The organism is Phascolarctobacterium succinatutens (genome assembly GCF_958453765.1).
GTDB lineage: Bacteria > Bacillota > Negativicutes > Acidaminococcales > Acidaminococcaceae > Phascolarctobacterium_A > Phascolarctobacterium_A succinatutens_B.
Genome location: NZ_CAUDZA010000001.1, coordinates 235,441 through 251,645, shown reverse-complemented (window position 1 = coordinate 251,645; position 16,205 = coordinate 235,441). Strand labels below are relative to the sequence as shown.

General features: G+C 48.8%; 15 protein-coding genes. 10 read left to right on the top strand and 5 right to left on the bottom strand.

Annotated features, from left to right (window positions below; genetic code table 11):
- The first annotated feature begins 38 nt into the window (after positions 1–38).
- The 3 genes from bioB to Q7Q81_RS01195 all read left to right on the top strand — a co-directional run bounded on the left by bioB (position 39) and on the right by Q7Q81_RS01195 (position 1,865).
- A complete protein-coding gene (bioB, locus tag Q7Q81_RS01205) occupies positions 39–1,058 on the top strand; it encodes a biotin synthase BioB (RefSeq protein WP_293806487.1) in 1,020 nt (339 codons plus the stop codon).
- A 247-nt stretch (positions 1,059–1,305) separates the two neighbouring features.
- Positions 1,306–1,650 carry a BrnT family toxin gene (locus Q7Q81_RS01200; RefSeq protein ID WP_293823962.1) on the top strand — a complete coding sequence of 115 codons (345 nt, stop codon included), beginning with the start codon at positions 1,306–1,308 and terminating at the stop codon, positions 1,648–1,650.
- A gap of 8 nt (positions 1,651–1,658) precedes the next feature.
- Positions 1,659–1,865, top strand: a complete 207-nt coding sequence (locus Q7Q81_RS01195; protein WP_293823963.1) for a CopG family antitoxin — start codon at positions 1,659–1,661, stop codon at positions 1,863–1,865.
- Positions 1,866–2,230: 365 nt separating this feature from the next.
- Here Q7Q81_RS01195 and Q7Q81_RS01190 read toward each other — a convergent pair whose 3' ends face one another.
- Complete coding sequence (locus Q7Q81_RS01190) at positions 2,231–3,004, bottom strand: DpnI domain-containing protein (RefSeq protein WP_304273030.1); 774 nt, start codon at positions 3,002–3,004, stop codon at positions 2,231–2,233.
- A 33-nt stretch (positions 3,005–3,037) separates the two neighbouring features.
- Positions 3,038–3,412: a helix-turn-helix domain-containing protein gene (locus tag Q7Q81_RS01185; protein ID WP_303711822.1), complete on the bottom strand. Its 375-nt coding sequence runs from the start codon at positions 3,410–3,412 to the stop codon at positions 3,038–3,040.
- A 109-nt stretch (positions 3,413–3,521) separates the two neighbouring features.
- On the opposite strand from Q7Q81_RS01185, the gene Q7Q81_RS11025 reads away from it, so the two are divergent.
- The 5 genes from Q7Q81_RS11025 to crcB all read left to right on the top strand — a co-directional run bounded on the left by Q7Q81_RS11025 (position 3,522) and on the right by crcB (position 8,102).
- Entirely contained in the window at positions 3,522–3,719 is a 198-nt protein-coding gene (locus tag Q7Q81_RS11025; RefSeq protein ID WP_367401145.1) for a helix-turn-helix domain-containing protein, read from the top strand.
- A 47-nt stretch (positions 3,720–3,766) separates the two neighbouring features.
- Positions 3,767–4,576 (top strand): DNA-methyltransferase, encoded by an 810-nt coding sequence (locus Q7Q81_RS01180; protein WP_293391215.1) that lies wholly within the window; start codon positions 3,767–3,769, stop codon positions 4,574–4,576.
- A gap of 265 nt (positions 4,577–4,841) precedes the next feature.
- Complete coding sequence (locus tag Q7Q81_RS01175) at positions 4,842–7,343, top strand: hybrid sensor histidine kinase/response regulator (RefSeq protein ID WP_304273027.1); 2,502 nt, start codon at positions 4,842–4,844, stop codon at positions 7,341–7,343.
- Between the two features lie 22 nt (positions 7,344–7,365).
- Complete coding sequence (locus Q7Q81_RS01170; RefSeq protein ID WP_293806498.1) at positions 7,366–7,731, top strand: Hpt domain-containing protein; 366 nt, start codon at positions 7,366–7,368, stop codon at positions 7,729–7,731.
- Positions 7,728–8,102, top strand: a complete 375-nt coding sequence (gene crcB, locus Q7Q81_RS01165; RefSeq protein ID WP_304273022.1) for a fluoride efflux transporter CrcB — start codon at positions 7,728–7,730, stop codon at positions 8,100–8,102. The genes Q7Q81_RS01170 and crcB overlap by 4 nt, the downstream gene beginning before the upstream one ends.
- A 99-nt stretch (positions 8,103–8,201) precedes the next feature.
- Here the strand turns inward: crcB and Q7Q81_RS01160 are convergent, their stop codons facing one another.
- Positions 8,202–9,071, bottom strand: coding sequence for a DMT family transporter (locus tag Q7Q81_RS01160; protein ID WP_304273019.1), 870 nt, complete (start codon positions 9,069–9,071; stop codon positions 8,202–8,204).
- Positions 9,068–9,871: a tRNA lysidine(34) synthetase gene (locus Q7Q81_RS01155; RefSeq protein WP_304273017.1), complete on the bottom strand. Its 804-nt coding sequence runs from the start codon at positions 9,869–9,871 to the stop codon at positions 9,068–9,070. The genes Q7Q81_RS01160 and Q7Q81_RS01155 overlap by 4 nt, the downstream gene beginning before the upstream one ends.
- 198 nt (positions 9,872–10,069) lie before the next feature.
- Between Q7Q81_RS01155 and pcrA the strand changes: the two genes are divergently transcribed.
- Together pcrA and ligA are read left to right on the top strand one after the other, a co-directional pair.
- Positions 10,070–12,295, top strand: coding sequence for a DNA helicase PcrA (gene pcrA, locus Q7Q81_RS01150; RefSeq protein ID WP_304273014.1), 2,226 nt, complete (start codon positions 10,070–10,072; stop codon positions 12,293–12,295).
- 39 nt (positions 12,296–12,334) lie between these two features.
- On the top strand, positions 12,335–14,374 hold the full coding sequence (ligA, locus tag Q7Q81_RS01145) for an NAD-dependent DNA ligase LigA (protein ID WP_304273012.1): 2,040 nt from the start codon (positions 12,335–12,337) through the stop codon (positions 14,372–14,374).
- Between the two features lie 45 nt (positions 14,375–14,419).
- Here the strand turns inward: ligA and Q7Q81_RS01140 are convergent, their stop codons facing one another.
- A complete protein-coding gene (locus Q7Q81_RS01140) occupies positions 14,420–15,979 on the bottom strand; it encodes an alanine/glycine:cation symporter family protein (protein WP_304273009.1) in 1,560 nt (519 codons plus the stop codon).
- Between the last annotated feature and the right edge of the window lie 226 nt (positions 15,980–16,205).

Here is a 16,205-nt window from a genome sequence, read left to right as displayed (position 1 = left end):
GCCTACCGATTAAATAGGTTACAAAAGGAGAAGAGAATATGAACCCGCAAGCATTAGCACAAGAAATTATTGATGGCAGAAGATTGACACGTCAGGACGATTTAAAGGCATTTCTGACCTGCGATTTGCAGGCCTTATGTGAAGGTGCAGATAAAATCCGCAAGCATTTTGTCGGTGAGCGCGTGGATTTGTGCTCCATTATCAACGGACGCAGCGGCCGCTGTCCGGAAAACTGCAAATTCTGTGCGCAGTCCGCACATAACCACACCGATTGCGAGGTTTACAGCTTCCTGCCGGAGGAGGATATCGTGAAGCTGGCACGTCTGAACCAGGAGGAGGGCGTGCACCGCTTTTCCATTGTAACCGCAGGCAAGGCGCTGACCGGTGAAGAATTCGATAAGGCTATTCATGCGTATGAAACCATGCACCGTGATTTGAAGATTGATTTGTGCGCTTCCATGGGCTTCCTTTCCCGTGAGCAGCTGCATCGCTTGCATGAGGCAGGTGTCACCAGCTATCATCATAATATCGAAACTTCTAAGCGCAACTTTCCCAACATCTGCACTACGCATACCTATGATATGAAAATCAATACGCTGAAAATGGTCAAGGAGGAGGGCATGTGCGCCTGCTCCGGCGGTATTATCGGTATGGGCGAAACCTGGGAGGACCGTCTTGATATGGCTATCAGCCTTGCAGAGCTTGGCATTGATTCTATTCCGCTGAATGCGCTGATGCCGATTCCGGGTACGCCGCTGGAACATCTGCCGCGTCTGAGCGAGGCTGATATCCTGCGTACCGTGGCCTTCTTCCGTTATATTAATCCTTTGGCTAATATCCGCTTGGGTGCAGGCCGTGCACTGCTTACCAATGACGGTGAAACGGCATTTAAGGCAGGTGCATCCGCAACTATTACCGGCAATATGCTGACTACTGTGGCCTGCGCTACGATTCGCAGCGACAGAAAGATGTTGAACCATATGGGACGCGACATTAAGCCGGAATATATGACGGATGAAGAAGCTGCTGCTATTGATGCCAGAGCGGAACAGGCATAATTATAGCTTAAAATGAATTTTGCTGCCTGCGGAGGGACGAGGTCCTTTTGCAGGCAGCTTTTAGTTTTCTTGATTGGGTGGTGCCGCGGGAAGTGAATTTTCATTTTACGTAAAGATTCTTGTATGTTATACTTATAGCAGTTGCATGGGTAGCTCCGCGATAAGGAGAGGTCATGCCTGACTGTGAGAGTCAGTGGCATCTGTCGAGCTTGACAGGTGCTTTTTTGTTTATGTGGAGGTGTAGGTAATGACTGGTTTTATTGACAAAGATGGCATCTATAATTATAATATAATTATAGAGATACCTAGATTTGAGTGGGATGAAAATAAGAATACTATTAATAAAATTAAGCATCACGTAACATTTGAAGAAGCTAAAACAGTATTTGATGATGTTGAAGCTTTGGTTATAGATGATCCTGACCATTCGCAGAATGAAGAAAGATTCATTATTTTAGGTTTTAGTACTTTAGCTAATTTGTTGGTTGTTTGTCATTGTTATCGTGAAAATGATACAGTGATACGTATTATATCTGCTAGAAAAGCTACAAAGCGAGAAGTTAAGCAGTATCATGATTTCTTTAGAAGGTAGGTGTAATTATGAGAGAAGAATATGATTTTACTAATGCCAGAAAAAATCCTTTTGCGAAAAAGAAAAAGCAAATAACAATTAATATTGATGCGTCTACAATAGAGTATTTTAAAGCGTTGGCGGTTCAGAAGGGCATTCCTTATCAGGTTTTGATAAATCTTTACTTAACTGATTGCGCTGAGAATCGTAAGGATTTGGAGCTTTCGTGGAATTAAAAAATATCACAAGCATCTTTATACATCAATATCTCAACAGCTGCCTGCGGAGGGACGAGGTCCTTTTGCAGGCAGCTTTTTGTATACTGCTTTAACGGTGCGTTTTGCACCAGTTGCACCGGTTGAACCACTTTTTTCAGCCTTTTTGCTGAAAAATCAGTGGCTCGTAATTTTTAATATAATATAAATAAAGAGCCTTATTTTAGCTGTAAATAGCATAAAATAAAGCTTTAAAACCCTTACGAAGACTTTACTTACAGGGATATATATTAGGGGTTGTGGCGCAGTTTTTATGTTTGTACCAAAAGTAGTGGTGCAAGTGGTTCAAGTGGTGCAGCGGGAGCTGACAAGAAAATAACTCAAAACTATTTTACTATTTTCTTATAGATACCTCTATCCAGAAAATCAATAAAGCCTTTATCTCTGAGAAGCTGTAATTGCTGACGAATTTTAGCTTTGATATTGTGATTATTAGGATGCTTGATTGTCAGCAACGTTTCGAACTGGTACATGTCGGATAACGAAAACGTTTCTGTTTTGATGCTGTTCACGCAATTTAATATGTCTAAAAACCAGCCTCTGGAGCTTAGGTTGGCCGTATATAATAAGGATGCCTGTTGTACTTGCGCCTGAACCAGCTCTTGGGGGACAGGTACACTGTTATGAATGATATCGATTTTGGCCTGACTGGGAATTTTATCGATAAGAATATTGCAGCCAATCCAACCCTTGCGCTGAGCATTATCGGATAAAGGTTTTCTTTGTTCGATGATGTCAGGCACAAAGAAATGCTTAGGAATAATCCAAAGATTGTTTACTGTTAAAAGCTGCTTGCTGTAATTCAAAATAAAAAAATCAGGATTGTTGTTGCTGGTTATTCTGTCAATAAATGTATGATAAGCGCCATCGGCAATTTTGTGACCGATGCTTCCTGCTTTGCTTTTAAGCTCGTATTCATTATTGCAGTTAGGACAGTAGAAATCAGCGACAGCTTTGTTGTTGGGAAAGTGATTAAGTGAAGCATTCCCGCAGTGGGGACAATACATATATTCGCTTACCCAGCTTTCGGTCAGAATACGGATGATTTGCGATTGGCTGTGATAGCTTTGCGTTAAGGCAGTGTTAAAGTTGCAGTTCATTTGCTCACCTTGTATTAATAAAACACTAAATGTTTATTTTGTTTGCATATTGAGCTTCATATCAAGATATGCCAGCAACTCTTTTTGATTGGCTGTTGTTAAATTTCGATAACCTATAATCAGTTGTTCTTCTTGAGGATTAGAAATAATTAAATCCTGAGCCGGAGAATCTAGGGAAACTTCAATGTCATCTATGATTTTCAGTAAATGGTCCAGGTCGGTTCCTGTTGCTATGGCAATATTGTTCAAAGCGCTGATAGAGGGTATAATTTTTTTCCCTGTTTGGGGATTATAGCCTTTTTCTAGCATTGATATATATCCTTTGGAAAGTGAAGCTGATTTAGCAAATTGCTCCATAGTTAAATTATGTTCTGCCCGATATGAATTAATGAATGTTTTCAGTTCCATGATGTAAAGCTCCTTTTCGCTTAGTATATTATACATTTATAATTAATTCAAGATTTTAAAGACATTCTATTGACAGAAGAAGTTTAATATATTAAACTAAAACGTAGAGGTGATTATAGTGCTTTTGCAAATACGAAAGCAAAGATTACTGAAGGGGTTAACACAAGAAGAGCTTTCCAGAAGAAGTAAAATATCTAAAAGTATTATTATAGGACTGGAAAATGGCAAAATCACCGTAACTACAACGAAAACCTTGGTGAGAATTGCTGAAGCGCTAGAGTGTTCAATAAGCAAATTTTTTTTATAATCAAAGTTTAATATATTAAACAAGACGAGCGAAGCAGGAGTGTTGTTATGAGGCAGTTGTGCGAAAATGGAATATATGTATTCTACCAAACTGAAAATGCACAACTGCTCCTAGGTGACACATTTGAGCTGCTGCAAAAGCTTCGCCCTGAATCCGTTGACGTAATCTTTGCAGACCCGCCCTACTTTTTAAGTAATAACGGCATTACTTGCCGTAGTGGCAAAATGGTTTCTGTAAATAAGGCTGCGTGGGATATGGTTGATGATAAAGAGCACATGTTAGCCAACAAGCATCAATTTAACCGACGCTGGATAAACCTCTGCAAAAAAGTGCTTAAACCCAACGGCACTATCTGGATATCGGGAACTTTCCATAATATATTTTCGATTGGCATGGCTTTGGAAGAGGAAGGCTTTAGAATAATCAATAACATCACGTGGCAAAAAACTAATCCGCCGCCAAATCTTGCCTGCCGTTGCTTTACGCATTCTACGGAAACAATCATCTGGGCTTGCAAGGATGATAAAAAAGCAAAATACTTTTTTAACTATGCCTTGATGAAAGAAATCAATGGCGGAAAGCAGATGAAGGATGTCTGGACGGGAAGTCTTACCAAGCCTTCGGAAAAGAAGTTTGGCAAGCATCCTACACAGAAGCCGGAATATTTATTGGAAAGAATATTACGTGCTTCTACACAGGCCGGCTATATAGTGCTGGACCCGTTTTGCGGTTCGGGAACAACAGGTGTCGAAGCATTACGCAACGGCTGTAATTTTATAGGGATTGATAATGTAGAGGAATATTTGGAGCTTACGCAAAAACGCTTAGATAAAGAACAGGAGTCTTTGTTTATTTAACTCTTTCTTTACTAACAAAATCAGAACCCTAATCCCTTCTCCCTTTGTCCTCATCGTTACCTGATGCAATATTTTAGTCAACAATAGTAACGCAACAAGCATATATATACATAAATACCTAATCGGCTGCCTGCGGACGTAGCAACTTCTTCCGCAGGCAGCTTTTTGACGTATGCACTTGTAGAGATGTGCCTGGTGTTATATAATAAAATGTGTATGTATGAAATATGCACATGTTTATTGACAGTGGCTCAATGGAGGGCTTATGGACTTTAAATTTTTTAGGAACAGAATAAAGGTATCTCTATACAGCATAGGCATCTTCGCCTTCTTCCTGCTTGTTTCCCTGGTGAGCCTGTATATTGTGCGCGAAAAAATATTGGATAATTCGCATATTATGGGACAGCAGCTGGCAGCCCGCTTTGCCACAAGGGAAACAGGACGCATAAAAGCTCAGGAAATGCTGCTGCGCAGTGCCGCGCAGAACCTTGCACATATGCTGGAAATGAAGCCCGATATGACGGATGCAGAGCTGGAGGAGGCGCTGACGCATTTTACCGATTATATGGAAAAAAATGCTGATGTGGGCCGCTTTGATATGTGCGCTGTAGTACACGGGCATCTTATTGGCAAGCGATTGGAGGGACAGCCGACAGATGTTGCTTCGCTGAAATGGTATCAGGCAGCGCTGAGCAATAAAAGCGGCGTAGCCTATACTAATTTATATCAATACGGCAAGAATAATGAGCGCCTGCTGACGATGGCCGTGCGCTTTAGTGATAACAATGTACTGGCGATGAATCTTTATCCGGAGCGTCTGAATGGCCTGCTGAGTGACAATAAGCTACCGAAGGACAGCTATTACTACCTTTGCGATCCGTCCGGTAATATTATGTTTACCATCAATGACCGCAATCTGTCGATAGAAGAAGAGCAACCTTATGTAGATAAAATCTTTAAGGAAATCCGTGATTCTGACAGTGATGTATCTTATATTACCGACTATGAAGGCAATAAGCGCGGTGTTTACTACACGGTTTCGGAAAAGGGCTGGATATCTATTGTAACGATTCCATATGATTTCCTGATGGGTGATTATAAGGATTTGATGCAGTGGTTCAGCCTGACGCTGGCTATTTTCCTGCTGCTGGCTGCCGGCTTGGCGCTGCGCGAGCATATGCTGAATAAACAGCTGCAAAGCATCAATGAGGTTATCCGCGTTATGAGCAAGTCCTTCCTGGCTGTGTTCAGAGTGAATTATGTTACCGGACGCTATTATATGCTGAAAAGCACCAGCCCGGGGCCGCAGGAGCCGGAGGGCGATTATGATGAGCTGCTGCAGGAGCTGATAAAGAATGTGGAGCCGGAGGCTACCGAAGAATTTGCGACCAGCTTTGCGCGTGAGCATATCAAGGATCTGGTGGAGCGTCATATCAATGACTTCGGCGGTGAGTTCCGCTATCGCTTCGGCAAGGAATACAGATGGCTGAATGTCCGCCTGATGCGCGATGATTTGCTGAATAAGGACGAAGCGGTTTTCTTCTTCCGTGAGGTAGACGCCGAAAAGCAGAAGGAGCTGGAGCATATTCAGGTGACGGAGCAGGCGCTGCAGGTAGCACGCGAAAATGCCAAGTCCAGAAACATGTTCTTCTCTGCACTGTCGCACGATATGCGTGCGCCTCTCAACGGCATTATCGGCATGGCGGAGCTGGCAGAGCTGCACAAGGATGACTGCGGACAGGTGAAGGAATATATCCGCAAAATAAGCGCCGCAGGGCAGCAGCTGCTGACCTTGATTAACGATATTCTGGAAATGGCACGCCTGGACAACGGCAAGGTGGAGCATGTGCAGGAAACCTTTATGATTGCCAAGGTAGCGCAGGATACCAGCGATATTTTTGCGGCGCAGGCCGAGCTGGAGCAGAAGTTCTTTGACTCTCAGCTGATGCTGCAAGAAGATGAAATGGTGAGCGGCGATTTGCAGGGCTTGCAGCAGATTTTGAATAATATTTTGTCGAATGCGATTAAATATACCAAGGCGCATGGCAAAATCAGCTTTCTGGCACGTCGCGAGCTGAGCAATGAGCGCAACCGTGTGCATTATACCTTTGTCATTAAGGATACCGGCTGCGGTATGTCGGCCAAATTCCTGGAGAAGATTTATAAGCCGTTTGAGCGCGACAGCCGTTTTGGTGTGCCGCGCGTTACCGGCACCGGTTTGGGCATGACGATAGTCAAAAGCCTGGTGGAGCGTATGGATGGCAGCATTCACATCAGCAGTCATGTTGATGAAGGCACCTGCGTAATTATTTCGCTGCCGTTCAATATCGTGAAAAAGGTGGAAAGCAAGCCACAGGACGCGCAGCCGAAGCTGGAGGATTTTGCCGGCTGCAGAATTTTAGTAGCAGAGGATAACAGTATCAACATGGAGATTATCAGCGAGCTGCTGACGATGAATGGCCTGGAGGTTGTGCCTGCCTGCGACGGCAAGGAGGCTTTGGAGCTGTTTGAGGCTTCGGAGGAGGGCAGTATCAGTATGGTGCTGATGGATATGCAGATGCCGGAAATGGATGGCTGTGAGGCTGCCGAGGCTATCAGAGCTTTGCCGCGCGAGGATGCGCGTAAGGTGCCGATTCTGGCGCTGACAGGCAACAGCGGCAGTGATGACGTGGAACGCGCGATGGCTGCCGGCATGAATGATTTTATGGTGAAACCGGTACAGATGAAGCTGCTGGCGCAGATGATGAGTGCGTACCTGCAGCATTAAGAGCAGAAAGGGGTGCGAAGCCGTGCATTTACAGGAACTGCCGCAGTATGTGGCGATTGATATTCAGGAGGCGCTGGAAGAGCGCTTTATGGAAAGTGAAGCTATGTATGTGCGTTTTTTGCGCAAGCTGCTGACAAGCGATGATTATAAATTGATGGAGGAGGCTGCGGAGGCAGGTAACCTGCAGGAGGTGCTGCGCTATGCGCACAATCTGAAGGGTGTGTGTGCAACGCTGGGGCTGACCGGTCTGCAGGCGCAGTTTGCCGATATTGTGAGCCTGCTGCGCAGCGAGGACTATACCGTGCCTCATCTGCAGGCGAAGCTGGTTGCGGTGAAGAATGACTGGCAGCGCACGCTGCAATATATTGAGCAGCTGGAGAGTGCATGATGGAGATACTAAGTGTAGCAGTCGGCGGTGCTTTGGGCGCAGTGTGCCGTTATTTGCTGGGTAATTTTATCAGCAGGATGAGCGGCAGCGCCCTTCCATGGGGAACCTTCGCTATAAATATCATAGGCTGCTTTTGCATGGGCCTTTTGATGACGCTGATTGTGGAGCGCGGTCTGCTGCCTGCGGCCTGGCGCCTGTTCTTGTGCGTGGGCCTGTTGGGTGGCTTCACCACCTTTTCTTCGTTCGGCTACGAAAGCCTGATGCTGCTGACGGAGGGTAATATCGCTGCGGGGGCAGCGTATAGCGGCGGCAGCCTGCTTTTGGGACTTGTGGCTGCGGGAGCAGGCGTGCTGGCGGGTAAAGGGGTATAGAATTTTTGATTCCTCTGCACTATAATTAAAAAAAGACGTATTGACGGAAGGCCTCGTTACATTTTGAAGCCTTAAGCAATACGTCTTTTTATATTATTTTTATACTTTCCTGATATTCAGCACGGCAATCGCCGCAAATATCAGTCCCATACCGATTATTTTCAGCGGCGTCAGTGCTTCCGCAAAGAAGATGACACCGACGGCGGCAGCCACAAAGGGCTCAATCGTCGCGAGGATGGAAGCCTGTCCTGCTTCAATCTGCTCCAGTCCCTTGGTGTAGAGCAGATAAGGAAGCACGGCGCAGAGCAGGCCCAACCCTAAAACGCTGACGATGGACGGCAGGTCAATGGCTGCAAGACGCTGATAATCAAAATCTGCGAGCGGCCATGAAGCTGCGAGTGCGAGATAAAAGGTGTAGGCGGTGATGGTGAGTGATGAATATTTGCGCACTGCGTACTTGCCGAAGATGCTGTACAGCGCGTAGCCAAAGCCGCTGCCCAGACCGTAGAGCAGGCCGCTGAGCGTAAGCGTCACACTGCTGCCGAAAACGCCGGTGACGCAGGCACAGCCGCTGAAGGTGAGCAGCAGAGCGAGCGCCTTAGTGCGCGTGAAGGCTTCGCCGAAGCACAGCAGTGACATAAGCATAACAAAGACAGGGGCGGTGTAGAGCAGCAGCGCTGCTACCGCCAGACTTGTCTGCTGCATAGCGTTGAAGTAGCAGTAGTTGAAGAACACCAGGCTGCAGATGCCGGTGCCTACGAAGAGCCAGAGGTCACGCAGTCTGATGCGCAGGGCGGCACGCCCTGAGCGCAGCAGCGGCAGCGTGACGCAGATTGCCGCTGCCAGCGAACGCAGGGCAACTATTTGCATGGAACTTAAGCCTTGTGCTGCCAATGCTCTGACGAAGAGCCCGATTAAGCCCCAGCAGATAGCAGCAGTGATGATGTAAAGATAGGCTTTTGTTTTCATTGCTCAGCCTGCTTTTTGCCACGTCCCCAGAAGGTGTGGAATTTTTGCAGCAGCTCCTTGCCGGGCTTGGGCGGCCACAGCTCCTGTCTGTCGCTGTCACGCATGGCTGCCGCCAGATGCTCGTAGATTTCCGGATACTGAGCATTTAGCGCTGCGATATGCTCTTTGATGTCTTGTCGCATGGTGTGGCCGTCATAAGGACAAGGATTTTTGATAGGCCTCAGGCCCAGTTTTGCCACCAGCTCGCGGATTTCCTGCTCGCGGTAGTAGAGCAGCGGGCGCAGTACAGTGATGCCGGAGCGCGACAGCGGCGTTACGGGCAAGAAGGTACGCAACTGGCCGCTGGTCACAAGATTCATGAAGAAGGTTTCTACGGCATCGTCATTGTGGTGCGCCAATGCCACCTTGTTGAAGCCGAGCTCCTGCGCGCGGCGGTTGGTGGCTGCACGGCGGAAATAGGCGCAGGTGAAGCAGGGGCTGCCGCCTTTTTTTGCGTGTGCCGCCATCACGTCAACGTCGTCGCTGTAGTGTGTAAGGCCGAACTGCGCGCAGAAGGCCTCCAGCTCCGCCTTGGGAAAGTTGGGTGCAAACATGCCGTTGACGGTGTAGCAGGCAAGGTCGAAGGGAATCGGCGAATATTTTTTGATTTCCGCCAGCATGGCTGTCAGAAGCATGCTGTCCTTGCCGCCGCTGAGGCCGACGAGAATGCGGTCGCCCGGCTGCAGCATATCGAATTCTATAATAGCCCGCCACAGCTTGCTCAAATCCTTGGCGGGAACGAAGGTGCTTTTATTAGTCATCTGTATAATCTCCTTTTGCATTACATAGCATTATTTTAACACAATGCAGCTGCTTTTCCTAGCATAGTTCTAGGCTAAAGCGGCTGCTTTTCTTCGCCTAAGCGACGCGTTTTGTGATATAATATTTAAGTCAAAAATATTTTTACCCAAGAAGAGGATGCAGGTGCATCCGTGAAATATTATGGAGGCTAACGACTGATGACCGATACAATGCAAGGACTCAATAAAGAGCAGCTTGATGCAGTACAGACTATTAACGGACCGATGCTGATTCTGGCAGGCGCAGGCAGCGGCAAGACGAAGGTGCTTACCTGCCGTATTGCGCATTTGCTGCAGCAGGGCGTGCGTCCCTATCGCATTTTGGCGATAACATTTACCAATAAAGCCGCCGCGGAAATGCGCGAGCGCGTAGACCGTATGGCCGGTGCTGCGGCCAGAGATGTGTGGCTGTTTACCTTCCATGCCTTCTGCGCCCGTCTTTTACGCTATGAGCTGGAAAATCTCAACGGTTATGCCAATAATTTTGCAATTTACGATACAAGCGACAGCAAAAACCTGATTAAACAGGTGCTGAAGGAAATGAATCTGGATGAAAAGCGTTTCCCGTTGCCGGCGATTATCAGCCATATCAGCAACGCGAAAAATGCTTTGCTGCTGCCCGATGCCTACGCTCGTGAGGCCTCCGGCTACTATGAGCAGCAGGTGGCAAAAATTTATGATGCTTATCAGAAAAAGCTGCAGGCCAACAATGCCGTAGACTTTGACGATTTGCTGCTGCTGGCGCTGCGTCTGCTGCAGGAAAATCCGGCGGTTAGAGAAAAGTACCAGCGCAAGTTTGATTATCTGATGGTTGACGAATATCAGGACACCAACCATGCACAGTACCTGCTGACAAAGCTATTGGCTGCAGGCCACAGAAACATCTGCGTAGTAGGCGATGCCGACCAGAGCATTTACGGCTGGCGCGGTGCCGATATCCAGAATATCCTCGATTTTGAAAAGGATTACCCCGATGCCAAGCTGGTGAAGCTGGAGCAGAACTACCGCAGTACGCAGGTTATTTTGGATGCTGCCAATGCCGTTATCGACAACAACAGCGGACGCAAGCCGAAAAATTTGTGGACTGCCAACGGCAACGGTTCGGAAATTGTTTACTATCAGGCGAATGATGAAAGAGATGAAGCACGCTATGTGATTGAAAATATGCAGAAGCTGCAGCTGAATGAAGGCGCCAAGCTGGGTGATATGGCAGTGCTGTACCGCACCAACGCGCAGTCGCGTGTTTTCGAGGAACTGCTGATTAAAAGCGGTATCGCCTATACGATGGTCGGCGGTACGAAGTTCTACGAGCGCAAGGAAATCAAGGATGCGCTGGCTTATCTGCGTCTGATTTTCAACCCCAGTGACAGCCTGAGCCTGCTGCGTATTATCAACGTGCCGCGCCGCGGTATCGGTGATGCGACATTGGCACGCTTGCAGGAGTATGCCAATGCCAGCGGACAGACCTTGTTCGAGGTAGTGACCAATGCAGCGGATGTCCCCGGTCTTGCGAGCCGTTTTGCCAATAAGCTGGACGAGCTGAGCGAGCTGCTCTTTGAGCTGATGGGCGAGGCTGCCGATGTACCGGTAAAACAGCTTCTGGATGATGTGCTGCTGAAAACAGGCTATCTGGAGGAGCTGCAAAGCAGCAAGGACCCGCAGGACGAAAGCCGTGTGGAGAACCTGAAGGAAATGCTGAGCGTAACCGAGGAGTTCGCAGTTAAATGCGAGCGTAACGGCGAAGAGCCGACGCTGGAAAACTTCCTGGCTGACGTAGCGCTGGTTGCCGATATTGATGATGCGGAGCTGGGCGAGGAGGCCGTTACATTGATGACGCTGCACTCCGCCAAGGGCCTGGAATTCCCCGATGTCTTTTTGGTAGGTATGGAGGAGGGTATCTTCCCGCATTCCCGCACATTGATGAATGAAAATGAGATTGAAGAGGAGCGCCGCCTGTGCTACGTAGGCATTACGCGTGCGGAAAAGCATTTGTTCCTGAGCAATGCCAGAACACGAACTATCTACGGCCGCACGCAGTATTACACTCCATCCCGCTTCCTGCAGGAGGTGCCGCGTAATCTGGTGCATGTAATCAAACGTCCGGTAGTGCAGCGCCCGGCGATGACTTCGCAGGTACACAAGCCTACTGCCAAGGAAAACGCCAACTGGTTCGAGCAGCATAAGGCCAGCTTCTTTCTGAGGGAAAGCAGTGCGGCGGCAGGCTGCAGCTTCCATGTCGGCGATAAGGTTATGCATAAAAAGTGGGGCGCAGGCACGATTGTTACCGCTAAGGCTGCGGATGACGGCCAAGAGGTTACGGTTGCTTTTGCAGGCGGCGGTATCCGTAGCCTGCTGACGAAGTATGCTAAGCTGGAAAAGCTGTAAGCAGCGGCTTTCCTGATAAAAATGTTGGAGGATAAAGCGATGGCAGAAATGGATTTATTTGCTGATGAGCGCGCGGCAGATTTGGCTGAGGCCGAAAAGCTGCGCCGCGAAATCCGTCATAACGAATATTTATATTATGTATTGGATGCGCCGGAGATTACGGACGCCGAATATGACCGCATGATGGTGCGCCTGCGTGAGCTGGAGGCGCGTTATCCCGACAGCATTCCGGCCGATTCGCCTACGCAGCGTGTCGGCGGCCGTGCATCCTCGCAGTTTACCGAGGTGCGCCATCTGGAGCCGCTGCTGAGCCTGGGCAATGTGTTTTCCGCCGAGGAGCTGCGTGCCTTTGATGAACGTGTTCGCAGCGGTCTGCCTGCAGGCAGCAAGGTGGAATACGTTATGGAGCCGAAGATTGACGGCCTGGCCTGCAGTCTGATTTACGAAAACGGTAAGCTGGTTCGCGCCGCTACCCGCGGTGACGGCGTAGTAGGCGAAAATGTTACGGCTAACGTGCGCACCATCCGCAGCATTCCGCTGACGCTGAAGGTGCCTGAGGGTGAAGCAGTGCCGGAGCTTTTGGATGTGCGCGGTGAGGTTTATATGCCAAGGCAGGCGTTTATGCGTTTAAACGAGCAGCGCGCGGAGCGCGGCGAGAGCGAGTTTGCCAATCCGCGTAATGCGGCGGCAGGCAGCCTGCGCCAGCTGGACCCGCAGGTAACGGCAAGCCGCAGCCTGAGCTTTTTTGCCTATTATCTGGTAGGCGAGGGCGCGCAGCCCAAGCACAGCGAATCGCTGGCCTTGCTGGCACGCTACGGCTTTAAGGTGAGCGAAAATTATAAGGTTGTCGAAAATATCGACGAGGCGATTAAATATATCGGCGATTTCAACGAGCTGCGTCAAGGCCTGTCCTACGATACTGACGGCGCTGTTATTAAGGTCAACGATGTTTACCAACAGCGTATTCTGGGCGCTACAGGCAAGGATCCGCGTTGGGCTACGGCCTATAAATATCCGCCGGAGCAGGCGGAAACTACGCTGGAGGATATTGACTGGCGTGTAGGGCGCACAGGAGTACTGACGCCGACGGCAGTGCTGGCACCGGTAAAATTAAGCGGCAGCGTTATCAGACGTGCTACCCTGCATAACGAGGACTTTATCCGCGCCAAGGATATCCGCATCGGTGACAGGGTTATCATCAACAAGGCCGGTGAAATTATTCCCGAGGTATTGCGTGTAGTTGCTGAAAAGCGTACCGGTGACGAAAAAGAGGTAGAAATTCCCAGCGTCTGCCCGGAATGTGGCTGGCGTGTAGAGCGTCAGGGCGAGGAAGCAGCTATCCGCTGCACCAATCCGCACTGTCCGGCGCTCGGACGCGAGGGCCTCATTCACTTTGTCAGCCGTGATGCGATGAATATCGACGGCTGCGGTCCTTCTGTTATCAATGCACTGCTTGATGCGGGCTTAGTGCGCGATGCTGCGGATTTGTACAGCCTGCGCAAGGAGGATTTGCTGAAGCTGGAGCGTATGGGCGAAAAGTCTGCGGATAATCTGCTGGCGGCGTTGGACGAAAGCAAGAAGAACGAGCTGGACAAGCTGCTCTTTGCTTTGGGTATCCGTCATGTGGGTACCAAGGTAGCGCGTATTCTGGCAACGGAATTCGGCAGCATGGAAAAGCTGCAGCAGGCACAGCCGGAAGAGCTGGCGCAGATTCGTGATATCGGTGATAAGATTGCGGAAAGCGTCGTTACCTGGCTGAATGTACCGGCGAACATCGACCTGGTGGAGCGTTTGGCGGCAGCAGGACTGACGATGACGTTTACACCGCCTGCCAGTCAGGAGGATAACCCCTTCTTCGGCAAAACGCTTGTCTTTACGGGCACGATGCCTACGCTGGGACGCGCCGAGGCCAAGACGATGGCGCAGGATGTGGGTGCGAAGGTCAGCGGCAGCGTCAGCAAAAAGACGGATTACGTCATTGCGGGTGCGGAGGCCGGCAATAAGCTGGAAAAGGCACAGCAATTAGGCGTAACGGTTATTGATGAAGCAGAATTTTTACGTCTGCTTAAAGGTGAATAAGGCATAAAAATAGCGTGGCTGCGAGTAGCGGCCACGCTTAATTTTTTAGTGATGATATTTGTTTTTGTGTTCCTTGGCTAAAGCATCCCAAACCGGCAGCTGCAGCCCGGCGATTTCGGAGGTGAACGGAGTACTGTCGTTTTTTTCGAAATGCTTCCAGGCACGCAATACATATTTAAAGCCGATATATTGCAGCGGTAAGTTGCAGTATACCATGAGGATGTTGGCGAAGTCGCTCAATTCCCACAGTGCGCCTAAATCCATACCGGCGATGTTGGTGATAACGCCGAAGGAAATAACGATGAGGCACAGCACGCGGATGGTGTTGATGAAGGAAGCCTTGCTGGAAATGCGGTTAGCACACATTTCGGTGAAGGACATGAAGCCTAAGAGGCAGGTGAAGGCAAACAGGCCGAAGCAAACGCTTACAAGCAGCGTAACAACGCTGTAAAGAGTGTCGTTGCCGCCGGTAAGAGCACCGCAGGAGGCGAGAAATTTATCAAGCTTGCCCAGCTCAAACCAGGCACTGGCATCTGCCGTGAGCCACATGCTGCCCATGATAACGACAAAGCCGGTCAGAGTGCAGATAACGATGGTATCAAGAAATACGCCCAAAGCCTGCACACAGCCCTGCTCACAGGGGTGTGCAACCTCTGCTGCCGCAGCCGGCATGGTAATAGTACCCTGGCCTGCTTCGTTGGACATCAGGCCGCGCTTAATACCCTGGCTGAGCGCCAGACCGAAGGCACCGCCGAAAACAGCATCAGGCGCAAAGGCCTGCGTGAAAACGGAGCTGAAGAACAGCGGAATGCGGTCGATGTTGCCGACGGTCAAAGCGATGACGGTGAGTACATAAATAACTGCCATAACGGGAACGATGCGGTCGGTAACCTTCGTTACCTTTTTAATACCGCCGAAGCTGATAACAGCGGTGATAACGATAAGCACCGCAAAGGAAATCCAGTAGAGCGAGGAATTGGTAGGAATGCTTACACCGGAGATTTTGCTGGCGATGGCACCTACTGCGGAAATAGTGTTGAAGCCTTGTGCTGGGAAGCACAGCAGCGCATAAACAATGTACAGCATGCTGAGCGCAACGCCGGCAGCGGCGGAATCGTTCAATAATTTGCGTGCGTAAAATGGCAGGCCACCGACATATTCGTTATCACGCTTTTCCTTGAAAATCTGCGAAAGCGTGGATTCTGCAAAGGAGGTTGCCATGCCGAAGAAGGCGGAAACCCACATCCAGAACAGCGCGCCCGGGCCGCCGATGGAAATTGCGCCGGTTACGCCCAAAATATTGCCGGGGCCGACACGCATAGCGGTGGAAAGCAAAAAGGCTGTGAGTGAGGAAATACCGTTGCGCGTATGGTTGCGCTGCATCAGCACCTTTATAGCGAAGAGAAAGTTGTGTACCTGGACAAAGTGCAGGCGGAAGGTAAAGTAAATACCTGTACCGACTAATAAAATAATTGCCAGACTAAAATTTCCCAGAATGGGGATAGAACCGTACCAGTCGAGATTGCAGGGGAAATCCCAGAACAGATTGGAAACAATCTGGATTTTGGCGCAGATAGCGTTAACTGCATCAAATAAAGCTTGCATAAGACCTCTCTCCTATAGCTGTAAATTTATTTTGCCCTTGCGTTAAGGCGCAGCAAAGGCAGCTTCATTATCTATATCTTAACCTTTTTTATATTGCTTGGCAATGGGTGCGGGGAAGTATACAATATATAGCGAAACCTATTTTCTCTGCAAGAAAAACTTTTTGTGTTGATTTCTCATACATAATTTACAGACAAACAGCGCGATTTGTAATATAATATAAAGT

Excerpts from the sequence above, each read along its gene's own strand:
- Q7Q81_RS01155 (WP_304273017.1), bottom strand. The coding sequence starts at position 9,871 with ATGACTAATAAAAGCACCTTCGTTCCCGCCAAGGATTTGAGCAAGCTG.
- Q7Q81_RS01185 (WP_303711822.1), bottom strand. The coding sequence starts at position 3,412 with ATGGAACTGAAAACATTCATTAATTCATATCGGGCAGAACATAATTTA.
- pcrA (WP_304273014.1), top strand. The coding sequence starts at position 10,070 with ATGACCGATACAATGCAAGGACTCAATAAAGAGCAGCTTGATGCAGTA.
- Q7Q81_RS01140 (WP_304273009.1), bottom strand. The coding sequence starts at position 15,979 with ATGCAAGCTTTATTTGATGCAGTTAACGCTATCTGCGCCAAAATCCAG.
- Q7Q81_RS01160 (WP_304273019.1), bottom strand. The coding sequence starts at position 9,071 with ATGAAAACAAAAGCCTATCTTTACATCATCACTGCTGCTATCTGCTGG.
- Q7Q81_RS01190 (WP_304273030.1), bottom strand. The coding sequence starts at position 3,004 with ATGAACTGCAACTTTAACACTGCCTTAACGCAAAGCTATCACAGCCAA.
- crcB (WP_304273022.1), top strand. The coding sequence starts at position 7,728 with ATGATGGAGATACTAAGTGTAGCAGTCGGCGGTGCTTTGGGCGCAGTG.
- Q7Q81_RS01180 (WP_293391215.1), top strand. The coding sequence starts at position 3,767 with ATGAGGCAGTTGTGCGAAAATGGAATATATGTATTCTACCAAACTGAA.
- bioB (WP_293806487.1), top strand. The coding sequence starts at position 39 with ATGAACCCGCAAGCATTAGCACAAGAAATTATTGATGGCAGAAGATTG.
- Q7Q81_RS01175 (WP_304273027.1), top strand. The coding sequence starts at position 4,842 with ATGGACTTTAAATTTTTTAGGAACAGAATAAAGGTATCTCTATACAGC.
- Q7Q81_RS01195 (WP_293823963.1), top strand. The coding sequence starts at position 1,659 with ATGAGAGAAGAATATGATTTTACTAATGCCAGAAAAAATCCTTTTGCG.
- ligA (WP_304273012.1), top strand. The coding sequence starts at position 12,335 with ATGGCAGAAATGGATTTATTTGCTGATGAGCGCGCGGCAGATTTGGCT.
- Q7Q81_RS01200 (WP_293823962.1), top strand. The coding sequence starts at position 1,306 with ATGACTGGTTTTATTGACAAAGATGGCATCTATAATTATAATATAATT.